Annotated in this window: 12 protein-coding genes; 2 read left to right on the forward strand and 10 right to left on the reverse strand. The window is 53.5% G+C overall.

Annotated features, from left to right (window positions below):
• Nucleotides 1-7: 7 nt before the first annotated feature.
• Nucleotides 8-1,228, forward strand: a complete 1,221-nt coding sequence (locus tag AC3WT9_RS26595; RefSeq protein ID WP_492408172.1) for an MFS transporter — start codon at nucleotides 8-10, stop codon at nucleotides 1,226-1,228.
• A 51-nt stretch (nucleotides 1,229-1,279) separates the two neighbouring features.
• On the forward strand, nucleotides 1,280-3,535 hold the full coding sequence (locus AC3WT9_RS26600; protein WP_341090193.1) for a GH32 C-terminal domain-containing protein: 2,256 nt from the start codon (nucleotides 1,280-1,282) through the stop codon (nucleotides 3,533-3,535).
• Nucleotides 3,536-3,873: 338 nt separating this feature from the next.
• Here the strand turns inward: AC3WT9_RS26600 and cysC are convergent, their stop codons facing one another.
• The 10 genes from cysC to AC3WT9_RS26650 form a co-directional block, all read right to left on the reverse strand.
• Nucleotides 3,874-4,500: an adenylyl-sulfate kinase gene (gene cysC / locus AC3WT9_RS26605; protein WP_492408175.1), complete on the reverse strand. Its 627-nt coding sequence runs from the start codon at nucleotides 4,498-4,500 to the stop codon at nucleotides 3,874-3,876.
• The gene (locus tag AC3WT9_RS26610; RefSeq protein ID WP_492408177.1) at nucleotides 4,497-5,369 is read right to left on the reverse strand and encodes an STM4011 family radical SAM protein; all 873 of its coding nucleotides are present in this window, start codon (nucleotides 5,367-5,369) and stop codon (nucleotides 4,497-4,499) included. The genes cysC and AC3WT9_RS26610 overlap by 4 nt, the downstream gene beginning before the upstream one ends.
• Entirely contained in the window at nucleotides 5,366-6,757 is a 1,392-nt protein-coding gene (locus AC3WT9_RS26615) for an STM4012 family radical SAM protein (protein WP_492408179.1), read from the reverse strand. Before AC3WT9_RS26615 ends, AC3WT9_RS26610 begins: the two co-directional genes overlap by 4 nt.
• Nucleotides 6,758-6,796: 39 nt before the next feature.
• The gene (locus AC3WT9_RS26620; RefSeq protein ID WP_492408181.1) at nucleotides 6,797-7,582 is read right to left on the reverse strand and encodes an STM4013/SEN3800 family hydrolase; all 786 of its coding nucleotides are present in this window, start codon (nucleotides 7,580-7,582) and stop codon (nucleotides 6,797-6,799) included.
• Nucleotides 7,583-7,646: 64 nt separating this feature from the next.
• The gene (locus tag AC3WT9_RS26625; RefSeq protein ID WP_492408183.1) at nucleotides 7,647-8,951 is read right to left on the reverse strand and encodes an STM4014 family protein; all 1,305 of its coding nucleotides are present in this window, start codon (nucleotides 8,949-8,951) and stop codon (nucleotides 7,647-7,649) included.
• Complete coding sequence (locus AC3WT9_RS26630) at nucleotides 8,924-9,769, reverse strand: STM4015 family protein (RefSeq protein WP_341090202.1); 846 nt, start codon at nucleotides 9,767-9,769, stop codon at nucleotides 8,924-8,926. The genes AC3WT9_RS26625 and AC3WT9_RS26630 overlap by 28 nt, the downstream gene beginning before the upstream one ends.
• A 220-nt stretch (nucleotides 9,770-9,989) precedes the next feature.
• On the reverse strand, nucleotides 9,990-11,399 hold the full coding sequence (locus tag AC3WT9_RS26635) for a nucleoside recognition domain-containing protein (RefSeq protein ID WP_492408185.1): 1,410 nt from the start codon (nucleotides 11,397-11,399) through the stop codon (nucleotides 9,990-9,992).
• Entirely contained in the window at nucleotides 11,377-12,108 is a 732-nt protein-coding gene (locus tag AC3WT9_RS26640) for a FeoB small GTPase domain-containing protein (RefSeq protein WP_341090204.1), read from the reverse strand. The genes AC3WT9_RS26635 and AC3WT9_RS26640 overlap by 23 nt, the downstream gene beginning before the upstream one ends.
• Nucleotides 12,105-12,359: a FeoA family protein gene (locus AC3WT9_RS26645; protein WP_341090205.1), complete on the reverse strand. Its 255-nt coding sequence runs from the start codon at nucleotides 12,357-12,359 to the stop codon at nucleotides 12,105-12,107. The genes AC3WT9_RS26640 and AC3WT9_RS26645 overlap by 4 nt, the downstream gene beginning before the upstream one ends.
• Before the next feature lie 320 nt (nucleotides 12,360-12,679).
• Nucleotides 12,680-13,138: an SRPBCC domain-containing protein gene (locus AC3WT9_RS26650; RefSeq protein WP_341090207.1), complete on the reverse strand. Its 459-nt coding sequence runs from the start codon at nucleotides 13,136-13,138 to the stop codon at nucleotides 12,680-12,682.
• Between the last annotated feature and the right edge of the window lie 82 nt (nucleotides 13,139-13,220).

Here is a 13,220-nt window from a genome sequence, read left to right on the forward strand (position 1 = left end):
GGCGGGGATGGGCAAGTTACTACGGAATCGGTTTATGATTGGGATTTTGTTATCCATGACTTTTTTGCAGCTTGGAATTTGGGTCAGAAACTTTGCGGTTTTGTTGTTTGTTATGGAGAAGACGAACGGCAGTGCATTAGCCGTATCCCTGATATCGGTTGCAGAATTTGCGCCAATATTTATCTTCTCCTTTATAGGAGGCGTATGGGCAGACCGATGGAAGCCCAAAAAAACGATGGTCTGGTGCGATATAGGCAGTGCGGTTTCGGTTGCGTTCGTTCTGCTGGCATTGCTGCTTGGTACATGGAAGGCCGTCTTTTTGGCAACGCTGGTCTCTTCGATTTTGTCGCAATTCTCTCAGCCATCAAGCATGAAATTGTTTAAGAGGCATGTGCCGGAGGACCAGCTTCAGACTGGAATGTCCATGTTTCAGTCCATGATAGCCGTCTTTACGTTGCTTGGACCGGTACTGGGGACGATGTGTTATTATCAGTTCGGCATTTCGGTCTCTATCGGTCTGGTTTCGGTTTGTTTCCTTCTATCGGCTGCGGTCTTATCTTTGATGCCAGCAGACACTAAGTCCGACAAGATGGAACATTCGAATAGTATGAGGATTGAAATGGTTCAAGGCCTGCATTATATCAGAGGGAAACGAATTTTACTTTTGTTGGGAACATGCTTTTGTTGTACCGGTCTTGGCATCGGATTTATCCAGCCCTTAGGCATCTTTCTTATTACGGAAAGACTTGGCTTGCCGAAGGAATATTTGCAGTGGATGCTCTCTTTGAACGGTATGGGGATGATTCTCGGCGGAGCCTTAACGGTAATGCTGGGAAAAGTCATGCAGGCCCGTTCTCTGCTTGCTGTCGGCTTGGCGGTCAATGCGCTGTGTATGGTGATTTCCGGTCTATCGACTTTTATGTGGCTTACGCTCTTGGCTCAATTTTTCATCGGCATGGTTACGCCAGGCTTTCAGGTAGCGGTTCAGACTTTGATTTTGAAAAATACAGAGCAAGCTTATGTCGGCCGAGTGAACGGCATCCTGTCCCCTCTCTTTATGGGCTCGATGCTGATAACGATGAGCATGTCAGGATGGCTGAAGGATCAGTTGTCCGTTATGGCGATGTATCTGTTAGCCGGTGTGTTTTTTGGAGTTGGACTTCTGATTGTTTCGCCTTTGTTCCGAATGGAACCGTTGGCAGAGGCCAAAGGGATGAACACCCTCTAGGTTACTCTATACGAATATACGAATTTACAGAGAAGGGGAAGATTTTTTCGAATGGAAAAGAAACAAGGATTGATTAGCCATTGGTCTTTTGACGAAGCAAGTGGAAAGGAAGCGTTAGATCACGTTACCGGAATCAACGATAAGATTGAGTATGTGTTAAACGAAGCGCGGTATAACGATTCGCATGACCCGCAAAGGAGAAAAGGAATCAGTGGAAATGCGCTGATGTTTGACGGATATTCCAATTGGATCGCTCGTCCGGCAGAGAAGACCGTTATGCCGCAAGACGCGCTTACGCTTGAAGCATGGGTAGCGCCCCGTACTTATGAAAGAGGCATAGAAGCAAGGCTTTCGCCCATCATAAATCAACATGACCGCGAGAAAAAGGAAGGTTATGTTTTTGGTATTTTACGTCACGGCCAGTGGTCCATGCAAGTAGGATTAAATAACGAATGGGTTGAGATTTGGGCGGATGGACATTCCCTCCCCCTGAATCAATGGTCCTATATTGTTGCAACATTTGACAGTAGGAATGCCGTGATGAAACTCTTTCTGAACGGTGAGGAGGTAGCAGCCAAATCAATCGTTGCTAACACAGCGATTACACCATGCAACAGAGATTTAATGATCGCCAAGAATAACAAGGGCTTCATATTGGGCGATACACCGTATGTGCTTAATATGTACAGCGGCATGATCGATGAATTGAAGATGTACAATAGAGCTCTTTCGCCGGAGGAAGTGAGACAATCTTACCAGGATTATGTGACTCCTTATGGAGGTTCCATTCCGGCGATTCCGTACGATGATATCAAATTGGACCGCAGCTTGCTTGCAAACGACAGGCACCGTCCGCAATACCACCTTAGTCCACCGCAGCATTGGATGAACGAGCCGCACGGGCCAATCTATTTTAACGGGCAATATCATTTGTTCTATCAGCATGATCCGCATGGGCCGTATTTGCATACGATCCATTGGGGCCATTGGGTTAGCGATGACTTGGCGCATTGGCGGGATCTGCCATGGGCGCTTGCTCCAGAGGAGAACGGTCTTGATCCGGATGGCGTATGGTCCGGCAGCTCCGCTTATGACGAGAACGGCGTTCCGGCATTGTTCTATACCGCCGGCGACGACAGCGCCACTCCGAACCAGCGGGTAGGGCTGGCACGAAGCACCTTTCTGAAAGACGGTGAGAACGATCTGGTCCGTTGGGAGAAACATCCCGTTCCTGTCATCGTTCAAGAGAAAGGGCAAGGCTTCTATGGCGATTTTCGCGATCCTTTTGTCTGGAAAGACGGGGACACTTGGTACCTGCTGATCGGTTCGGGCACCGACGGTCAGGGGGGAACGGCACTCTCTTATACATCAAAAAACATGATCGAATGGGAGTATAAGGGCCCCTTTTATATAAGCGATATTAAGAAATACCCTTATCTCGGAAATATGTGGGAATTGCCTGTATTCCTTCCGCTCGGTCAAAACAAAACCGGAACTGAAAAATATATTTTGCTCATTAGCCCTCTTGGCCCTGAAGCCGACGTTGAAGTCTTTTACTGGATTGGTACCTTTGACAAGGATGCCATGCGATTTACTCCAGATCAGGAAGAACCGCAGTTGATCGATCTGGGCGATTTCCATTTCACGGGTCCTAGCGGCATGGTTGATCCGAAGACGGGACGTAAGCTCATATTCACCATTTCCCAGGGAGTCAGAACGTCAGAAATTAATTATTATTCCGGATATGCCCATAACGCGGGAATTCCCCTTAGCATATTCCTTCGTGAGGACGGACGGCTTGGAATACGACCCATCGAAGAAATGGAACTGCTTCGCGGCGAAAAACTCACATCCATCGAAGGTAAATCGTTAAACGAAGCCAATGATCTGTTGAAAGAAGTCAAAGGCGATATGCTGGGAATACGGGTGGAGCTGGAGGCGGGAACGTGCACACAGTTGGGAATAAAATTTCGCTGCTCCCCCGGTGGTGAAGAAGAAACGTTGCTCTATTATGACAGAAAGGAATCGGCTTTGATCGTGGACCGAGACCATTCATCATTGGACGAACTGGCAGATTGGGACAGAGGTGTTCAAGGCGGAAAGCTGGAGTTAGGCGGCGAGAATTTGAAGTTGCAAATTTATTTGGACCGTTCTATGGTAGAGGCTTATGCCAACGAACTGAAAAGCTTGACGACTCGCGTTTATCCGAGCCGCACGGATGCTCTTGGTATGCAGATCTGGGGCGACGGTACCCTAACGGTAAAATCAATGGAGGTCTGGGAAATGAAACCTGCTTTTGAGAGCTAGACACGGACGAGAAAATAAAGTTTGATATGCTCCCCTTACGGCAGACAGGTGAAATAATAAAACCTGCCGCTGTAAGGGGAGCTTTTTCATGACTAGAGGACAATCGGCTCTGATTTTCATATATGGGACAATATGGAGATACAAGGCCTCATCCACGCAAGCGGTCGGCCCCAAGATGTCCTGTTCAGGGAAGCTCAAAGTTACATGGTGCTTATCCAAACGTCCGTCCCACGATGTGCTGTCCACGCAAGCAACTGGCCCAAGGCATGGCTAATACATGTAAGTATCCATAAGACACAAAACACCCTGTCCGGGCAAGCAGACAGGGTGTTTTGTGTCTATTTATTAAGCTCAGGCAGGGTCCCGCTTCGTGTTAGCCAGGACCATATCTCATTCACGCTTTCCTCCGGCGTCTGCTCGGCTGTGCGGAGCGTTAACTCTGGGCTGACAGGCGCCTGGTAAGGATCAGAAATGCCGGTGAAGGAGGGGATTTCGCCCCGGCGGGCCTTGGCATACAGCCCTTTGACATCCCGCGACTCGCAAATTTCTAAAGGGCAATCAACATAGACTTCTGCGAAACCGGGCAGCGACTGGCGGGCATAGTCGCGCATTTCCGCATAAGGGCTGATGACCGAGACCACTGAAATGACGCCATGCCGGTTCAGCATTCCGGCCACATAGACGGCCCGGCGGATATTCTCGAAGCGGTCTTCCCGGCTGAAGCCGAGGCCTTGTCCGAGCGCACGCCTCAGCTCATCTCCGTCGAGCCATTCGGCAGCCAGCCCCTGTTCCCTCAGTCTGTCCGTCAGAAGCGAGGCAATCGTTGATTTACCCGCCCCGGATAAGCCCGTGAGCCACAGAGTCATTCCGTGACCTGAACGAATTCCCGCACTTTTGTGCGCTGCTACAAATTCGGAGCCTTCGTACTTTGCTTCAATTCCAGCATTTTCGCGACTAGCTCTCATCCTTGCACCTCCGCGATTCCGTAGGGTATTCGTTCCAGCAGGCCGGAGCCGTAAATCTGCTCCAGCCGGAGCCCGGGCATGTGGATGTAACCGATATAGCAGTCGCAGAAGTTCATGCGGCAGCTCCGCTCTGCAGCGAGGCCTTCCAGGCCGTCACGGTAGAGGTTGCCGATGACGCCCCTGTCCTTATAGCAGCGTTTTACTATACCGGGTCCCTGCACATAAAACACATTGCTGCCGGCGTTGCAGAGTTTGCCCAGGCTTTCATAGTCGACTGTGTTGATATAGAAATGCGGATCGATGCCGCCGAGAAAGGCGAGATCTTCCGGTGTGTAATAATCCGGTTTGTCTTTGTAGGCATTCACCCACAGATAGACATCATCCGGCAGGGCGGCCCGCAGCGAGGCAATTGCCGGAAAGGCGCTGCGCAGGCCCACACTGCCGACACTGAAGGGAATGCCCTGCTTATAGACAGCCATACATTGGGCCAGAAACCGTTCCTCCCGCACCTGTCCCGGGTGATAGGTCGTCCAGAAGGCAGCCGTGGCCGGGTTCAGCTCCGGGATAAAATCCAGACTGGCCGACAGGTTGGTCTGGATAGCCACCTTGTCCACATGGGGGAGATGGGAGAGGGTAATCAGCGCTTCTTTATACCAGCGGTGAATCAGTCCTTCACCGTAAGGATTGAAGAAGATCGACAGCCGGTGGCCTGCCGCACCTTGCTCCGCAGCCCAGCGGACAAAGGTCTCCAGTCCTTCGCGGTCCTTGGCAAGCGTTGCTGCGCTGTCTCTGGTCTTGCCGAACGGACAGTAGGGACAATCATAATTGCAGGAGGTGAGGGCCCCGCGGTAGTAGAGGACGGCATTCATGGCAAAATGAATCCTTCCATACGTTCCCTGATTTCACCCGAGATGAACCAGTCGCCGATGGAGTCCGAGTAGCCCAGACCCTCAGGAGTTAACCGCAGGATACCTTCCTCTACTTCGCCCAGACCACTTTGAAGCAGCAGATTAAGCTCAGGATAATCATTCCACAGCGAGGCCGAGAAACGTCCGCTGTAGTCCGCCAGCTTCAGCCCCTCACTGTGCAGTACAGCTTTCAGTATGAAGCGCCGCTTCTGTTCTTCCCGGCTCAGCACAATGCCGTAATCGGCCGTGTCATAAGACTCAGACGACACATAATCGGCAATGATGCTCTCCGTTGCCTTGCGGCTGACGCCGTAGCGGGAGGCGTAGTGCACCTCCCGCGTATAGGAACGGGCTCCGCAGCCGAGGCCGACCATCCCCTCCTCCTGACAGCTGTAGTCGAGGATGGCTTTGCTGGTGCCAGCCGCTTCCTTAGCGAAGCGGCGCATGGAATACTGGCGGTAGCCGTGCTCTGCGAGGAGCTGGCAAGCGGCAGTATAGCAATCATGGCGGAAATCCTGCTGGCGCAGCAGATCTCCCGGCTTCACAATCGTATGCTCGCGGGTGTAGAGCGGATAGAGAAAGATCTCCTCCGGTTCATACAGGAGCGCCTGATTCAGCGAATAGAGCCAGGACTCCACGCTCTGGCCGGGAAGCCCGTAGATCAGATCCAGATTCAGGATGGGGAATTGATATTTCCCCAGCAGCTCCAGTGCCTGGTATACCACCTCAGGATTCTGCGGACGGTAGATGGCCGCCGATTCGGCGGCGACGAAGCTCTGAATGCCCATGCTAACCCGGTCCACGGTATTGTCCTTCAGGATGGCGAGCTTCTCTTCCGTAATCGTCTCGGGTGAGGTTTCGACTGAGATTGAAGCAAGGGCGGTGTCCAGGCCCATGATCTCCCGGGCGATCCGGAACAGCCGGCTTAGCTGCGGGGCGGCCAGCAGGGTTGGCGTACCGCCGCCGATCGCGAACCGGGCATACGGCTTATGGCCGGTAAAGGCCGACCACTGTTGTGCCTGCCGTTCCAGTGCATCCACATAGGTGGCGTGGACATCTGCACGTTTGTCCGGCAGGGTGAAGAGATTACAGAAGCCGCAGCGTGCGCCGCAGAACGGAATATGCATATAGAGAAAAAAAGAATCCGCAGGCTCTTCCAGCCACAGCTGTTCCAGCGGAATAGGAGGCTGGAATTCACGATAGGCTGTCTTGTGCGGATAGGAATAGAGATAATTGCGGTAAGGGTTAGCGGTAATCTGCTCTTTCCAGTGCTTAAGCTCCTCCGGAGAGAGAGACGGTCTTACGTCGTTGTCATTAGGATGCTGCAGAAAGTTGCCGGTTGACGCCATACGTTTCTCCTTTCTTCCGGGTTGAACCGGGCTGTTGATCTAAAGGATGAATTCCCGGTAAGGGACATTCCACACGGTCTCATGTGCCAGTCGGTGTCCCTGGTAGCCGTCTTCCCCATAGGCTGTGCCGTGGTCCGAGAAGGCCAGGCAGAAGACCGGATTGCCGCGTTCGCGGAATGCATCAAACAGGCGCCCCAGCTCTCCGTCGGCATAACGCAGTGCGGCACGCTGGCTGTCTACCGAATCCTTCCGGGCGCCCGGAAGGAAGAAATGGTTCGGCCCGTGGATGGCTGACACATTGAGGAACAGGAACAGCCTTTGATCCAGCGGGGTATCGTTCAGCACCTTCAAAGCGTGGTTCACCTGATGCTCCGTGGAGCGCGGGTTCGTGACACCGAAGGTCATCCGCCAGTAGCTGTGCTGGAAATAACCGGGCAGTACGCGGGCCAGCGGGACCTTTTTAGTGAAAAAAATAACCCCGCCAATACATACCGTACGGTAGCCCCCGGCAGCAAGTCCTGATACAAGATCAGGTGTGTCGAACAGCCAGGTGTGCGGATGGGTCTTCATCCCGGTATTTCTGGAATGGAACAGCCTCACATGTGAAGCTTTGTCCGTGTCAGCGGGAGTCGGCAGGAAACCGCCGAAGAAGGCATGATGTGCGGCATAAGTGAAGCTGCCGGGGGTATGCCTTTTCTCCCAGGAACCGGTGCCGCACAGATTGGGACAGTTCTCTTCCTCCAGAACAGCAGCATCGTAGCGCAAGGTATCCAGTGTGATCATCAGGATGTCATGGGTGCCAACAATGGCATTCATATCTGTCATAACCGTTATAAGCGCCCTTTCTTAAGAGATATGGATTAAAGATAGCAATACGCTATAAGGTCTCTCATTCATGATTCGCAATTGCATTCAGCTTTTTCATTTCCCATTCATACGTGCCGCAGCCGTCATACTCCACATCGTAGAGCAAGTCGCCAAAAGGATTTACGTCCGCAGCATAAGTACGCCGGGAACTGCCGGAGGATACCAGGATATCAATCCCGGCAACGGCCGAGCGGGGGAAGGCGGCAAGGGCCTGCACAGCTGTACGCCGTACCTGCTCCTGCACCTCTTCCGTGAGCCCGGCTTCTGCCGGAGACATCCGCTGGCTGCGCAGATGCAGGTTCGTAATGGGCGTGGTGCTGACCCGGGCAACGGAATGGCAGGCTTCTCCAAGCACGACAAGCTGGCGGATGTCGAACGAAACTCCGGCTGCGCCCGGCTTGGGAATCCATTGCTCGGCATACGCGCCATGGCTGTAGAGCCAGTTGATGATTCCGGACAGAACAGCGGAGTCGGTATAACGCCGCAGTTTCCCTGAATTATAGTACACGGGAGGGCGAGTGATATACTGCTCAACCCCGATAGTAGTCACAGCGATTTCGGCTCCCGTAGCGGGATTGATCTGATAAGCGATGACACCGGAAGCGGCAGAGCCGCAGGCCAGCTTGATGAATACCCGGTGCATCCGCTCCGTGATCATCAGCTCCCTCAGGGACGCATAGTCTGACGGAGGATGTCCGCCGCCCAGAGGCCGGGGAACCGGAACACCGGACTCAGCCAGAATCTGCTGAGTCCGGCGTTTGTCGGTCATGGCAGCAATATCTCCGGGGTGATTCTGCCACCGGGCTTCTGGCAGCAGCTCTGCGGCCTCGCGCTGAAGCCTGGCCAGCAGCCGGCAGTAGCCGCGGAACCATTGAGATGGATGATGCAGCACGCCGGGCATGTCCTTCAGCCGCCCGGCGGCCTGGAGACTCAGCGGATGGGGATCAGGATGATGCCCGAAGGGGTGCAGCGAGTCATCCTGATCCCCGGCATCCGGTGCGCCCAAGGTAATGAGGGCCTGCTCCATCTCGAAGCTGCCGCCGGGTGAATCCAGCCGCAGGAGAGGCGGAGCTGCTGCCGGATGTGAACCGGAAGGCTCTGGCCACAGGCCCGCCTGTCCGCTGGTCTGCAAGTGCAGCGCCTGCTCCAGCAGCTCTGCGAGCGAACTTCCCCGCAGCAGCTCTGAGTAAGGGATGAGCAGGGCCGGGGGCATCCCGAGGCGGCTCCGCGCCTGCTGGATGCCGTCCGAGCGCCTGTCGCCGGGACAACATAGCAGGATCAGCGGCTGCGGTTCCTGCATCATTCGGTGATGGAGGGATAACGCCAATCTTCCTCGTCATCGCTTTTTTGCTGGTCGCTGACATCGGCCGGCAGGCCGCTTGCCTTCCAGCGGGCAATCATTTCATTCGACATATAATGATAGCTCAGGTTCAGTGCCTTCAGGTCTTTAATCCGCTCGCTGGCCAGCAGCGCCTCCGCACCCTTGTCACTAAGCGTTCCAAGCGAAAGGTCTAGCGTATGCAGCTGGTCCAGAATGGGCGCATCGGCCACGGCCGCAGCAATTTCATCCTGAATTTCACTGTTTTTCAGTCCCAGATAGGTAAGCTTAGGGAACTTATCCGGCTGGATCAGCGGGTAGAGATCTTCCAGTCCGCCATCAAAGCCATAGTTGTCCACGCCAAGGTACAGCTCCAGCTTGCGCAGATTCGGCAAATGTCCTGCGGCGATTTCTGCCAGAACGCTTTTGCCAAGTCCGCCGGTAATAATAATCAGTTCCTCCAGCTTGTCATGCTGCAGACTGCTGAGGCTCAGTTCATTTCCGCCTTGAATGGTGAGTGATTGAAGCTCCGGATAGGCGGGGAGAAGCGGGGAAAGATCGCTTTGTGTAATCCACGAAATTTCACATTCTTCATAACCCATCTCCCCGATAAACAGCTTGCGCAGAGCCGGAAAGCTTCCGCTGTATTTCACAAGGGCTGACACAACCTCCTTGGAGCTGTTCTCATAGGCCTGTCCCCAATCCCCAATGATGAGGCTGGTTAGTTGCGCTGCTTCAGGACTTGTGCTCAAGCGTTCAATCTCCGTGCCTATTCTTTGACCTTCTTCAAATTCGTCGTACCCGACAGTAAGCTTTACTTCCGTCATTAACATTCCCTCCCGGAAAAATATGGCTTCAATTTCACCCTAACATCTGAGAAGGGGGCGAGTCAAATTACTGGACAGAACGGGAATGGAGCATTGAACGGAGCCTGCCAGGCAGTTGCAGCAGCAGCGGGAATTCCGCGTTCTCCGGAAATGTGCGGATACACAAAAACGGCCCGGCCCCACCCTGTATACGGGAGAAGCCGGGCGCGTAAGAACTCTGTCAGACCCAGCCGAACAAGCGCGCTGCCTGTGCAACCAGGAAGGTGACGGCAATGGCGATGCCCAGCGGTATGACAGCCGAGAGCACTGCCCATTTCATGCTTTTGGTCTCTTTGTAGATGTTGATCAGAGTAGTGCCGCATGGATAGTGGAGCAGGGAGAACAGCATCATGTTGAGCGCGGTCAACCACGTCCAGCCATGGCTCAGGAAGATATCCTTGATGCTGCCGATACCGTCGACATCGACCATAGCGCCGGAGGACATGTAGCCCATAAGCAGAATCGGCAGCACGATTTCATTGGCCGGAAGCCCCAGGATGAAGGCCATCATGATGAAGCCGTCCATGCCGAGCAGCTGGGCAAAAGGATCAAAAAAAGCGGCCATATGGTTCAGCACGCTGTCTCCGCCAACGAACACATTCGCTAGGATCCAGGTGATAATGCCTGCCGGAGCAGCCACGACGATGGCGCGGGTCAATACATTCAGCGACTTCTCCTTGGAGGAGCGGACAATCGTCTTCCAGATCTGCGGACGGCGGTACGGCGGGAGTTCGAGCGTGTAGTGGGTGGGAACGCCGCGCAGCGCGGTTTTGGACATGACCCAGGACACTGTTAAGGTTACCGTGATACCGACCATTACGATTCCCATCAGGACAAGGGCTGTCGAGAAGGTCCGCAGCGCACCAGTGGTAGCGGCCCCGACCATAAACATGGAGGACAGCAGAATCAGGGTCGGCCAGCGGCCGTTGCAGGGCACGAAATTATTGGTCAGAATAGCCAGCATCCGTTCACGCGGCGATTCGATAATGCGGGTGGAGAGAATGGCGGCAGCATTGCAGCCGAAGCCCATCGACATCGTTAACGCCTGCTTGCCGTGCCCGCCGGATTTCTTGAACAACCGGTCCATGTTAAAAGCCACGCGCGGCAGATAGCCGAAATTCTCCAGCAGCGCAAATACCGGGAAGAAAATCATCATCGGCGGCAGCATGACGCTGATAACCCAGGAGGTTCCGCGGTACAGGCCAAGCACAAGCACGCCGTGCAGCCAGGCTGGAGCGCTCACTGCTTCGAATCCGGCGGTTAAATAACCTTCGATGAAGCCGAACAGCGAGGCCAGCCAGCTCGAAGGATAGTTCGCGCCGGCAATCGTAATCCAGAAGACGAGTCCGAGCCCGGCGAGCATAATAGGGAATCCCCATATTTTGGAGGTGACAATATTATCAAGCTTATAAGTGCTGCCCAGCTTCTTTTTGTCCCGGTAGGTAACTGCATCTCTGCAGATCCCCGCAGATACACCATATATTCCGCTTACGATTTCATCACGGATTCCGCCCTTGTCTGCGAGATTCTTCGCTGCCGAGAGCAGGGAATCCATCGGATCGGCTCCCTTAATGACATGCGGTGACTCCATGGCCCACTACCCCCTTCGATCCGGAAATATTCCTCTGTCCCATATTGGCTTTGAGCGAAGCAAGCAGGCTTTCGTCACCGTCCAGCAGCCGCAGGGCAATCCAGCGTGCCGGATATCTTGAACCGACCGTCTGCTCTACCATAGGAAGGAGCGCGGCGATGCCCTGCTCAATCTCATCGCTATACGTAATCCGCAGCGGCTCCGCTGTATAAGTACCAGTAGCCACACGCTCAATTTGATCCAGCAGCGCCTCAATGCCGATTTCACTCCGGGCCGAAATTGCGGCTACCGGTACGCCGAGCCGTTTCGAAATGGCCTTCAGGTTAATATCGATACCCAGCTTCTTGGCTTCATCGATCAGGTTGATGCAGACAACGGCCCGCCCGGTAATCTCCAGCACCTGCAGGGCAAGATTGAGATTGCGCTCCAGTGAAGTGGCGTCCAGCACCACCAGCGTCACATCCGGCTGCTCAAAAATAATGTAGTCCCTTGCGGCCTCCTCGTCAGCTGAGTTGGAGTATAGGGAGTAGGTACCCGGAAGATCTACAGCCAAGTAGGTATTGTTCTTGTGGGTAAACTCGCCTTCGGCGGTGATGACGGTCTTGCCTGCCCAGTTGCCGGTGTGTTGGCGCAGGCCGGTCAATAGATTGAAGAGTGTGCTCTTGCCCGTGTTGGGATTGCCTGCAAAAGCTACAGTGTAACGGTTCATGCTTCATCACCTCCGATTAATTCTCCGTAAATCAGAGCGCTTTCTTCCCGGCGCAGGGCAATGGTTGTATTACTTACCCGGAAGGCGGTAGGGTCTCCAAGCGGACTGCGCCGCAGTACCTCGACAGCATTGCCGACGACAAACCCGAGGTCGAGCAATCTTCTCCTCAGCACACCCTGCACTTCTATGCTGCGGATATGCAGGGTACTGCCGTTCACAGCTTCAGATAATGGAATTACGGCTCCGGCCATAAGATTTTCCTCCGTTCCATCCAGATTGATTGAGCATGTATGATTTATTGATTTATGTTATGCACATGGGTTAGATTTTTGTACTCTACCACAATATTAGTATACGTAAATAAATTTGTCCATGCAACAAAAAAGTTTCCCTAGGGAAAAATAAAAATAACCCACGCGTAAAGGCAGCAATTGCTGCTTTTACGCGTGGGTTGGGGGACTCAGAGAGCATCCATGCATTCGATTGGACTGAAAAAACATCCTCTCAAGTAGGGATGTACTGGCTATAATCCTGATAAACACAGAATTCGTCCATCTTCAGGTGTCTGCTTCTACTCCCAGCTACCAAAATCCAGCGTACTGCCTGTTTCCACTAAGGTCTTGATGTTGCTGAGAATCTGCCACCAGGAGCTTTCGCTGGGGCCGTAGGATGGATCATCAGGATGCCATTGATCATGAATCAGTGTCAGCTTGGTACAGCCGCCAACCGGCTCCAGCAGCCAGGAGATGCATGATTCATACGGTTCGCCGCCCTTGAGATAGGAGGGGCCGACCTTGTGGGTAAAGCGGAACGCCTGCTCTGGAGAGAATTCCAGCACTGTGCCGTATACATGCAAGGTATCGGGGCCATCTGCCCCCGGCCCGATATATTTCAGCGGTTCCCCTGCTGTAAAGCTGGAGTGGATCGTGCTGCCGTAATAGATTTGCTGTACTTTATCCGGTGAGACGAGGCTGTCCCACACCTGTGCTGGTGTTCCGCCGATATAGAATTGATATTTCAGTTCTTGCATGCCTTATTCCTCCTGCCTTTTATGTTCTTATTTGCCTCGGCAAAGTCCTATGAATGTTTGCCTTAGCGATAAGTTCACTATA

It is taken from the genome of Paenibacillus sp. EB106-06-01-XG199 (assembly GCF_058791575.1).

What these genes read in the sequence shown, in the direction of transcription:
- AC3WT9_RS26595 (WP_492408172.1), top strand. Translation starts at nt 8, where the DNA reads ATGGGCAAGTTACTACGGAATCGGTTTATGATTGGGATTTTGTTATCC.
- AC3WT9_RS26600 (WP_341090193.1), top strand. Translation starts at nt 1,280, where the DNA reads ATGGAAAAGAAACAAGGATTGATTAGCCATTGGTCTTTTGACGAAGCA.
- cysC (WP_492408175.1), bottom strand. Translation starts at nt 4,500, where the DNA reads ATGAGAGCTAGTCGCGAAAATGCTGGAATTGAAGCAAAGTACGAAGGC.
- AC3WT9_RS26610 (WP_492408177.1), bottom strand. Translation starts at nt 5,369, where the DNA reads ATGAATGCCGTCCTCTACTACCGCGGGGCCCTCACCTCCTGCAATTAT.
- AC3WT9_RS26615 (WP_492408179.1), bottom strand. Translation starts at nt 6,757, where the DNA reads ATGGCGTCAACCGGCAACTTTCTGCAGCATCCTAATGACAACGACGTA.
- AC3WT9_RS26620 (WP_492408181.1), bottom strand. Translation starts at nt 7,582, where the DNA reads ATGACAGATATGAATGCCATTGTTGGCACCCATGACATCCTGATGATC.
- AC3WT9_RS26630 (WP_341090202.1), bottom strand. Translation starts at nt 9,769, where the DNA reads ATGACGGAAGTAAAGCTTACTGTCGGGTACGACGAATTTGAAGAAGGT.
- AC3WT9_RS26635 (WP_492408185.1), bottom strand. Translation starts at nt 11,399, where the DNA reads ATGGAGTCACCGCATGTCATTAAGGGAGCCGATCCGATGGATTCCCTG.
- AC3WT9_RS26640 (WP_341090204.1), bottom strand. Translation starts at nt 12,108, where the DNA reads ATGAACCGTTACACTGTAGCTTTTGCAGGCAATCCCAACACGGGCAAG.
- AC3WT9_RS26645 (WP_341090205.1), bottom strand. Translation starts at nt 12,359, where the DNA reads ATGGCCGGAGCCGTAATTCCATTATCTGAAGCTGTGAACGGCAGTACC.
- AC3WT9_RS26650 (WP_341090207.1), bottom strand. Translation starts at nt 13,138, where the DNA reads ATGCAAGAACTGAAATATCAATTCTATATCGGCGGAACACCAGCACAG.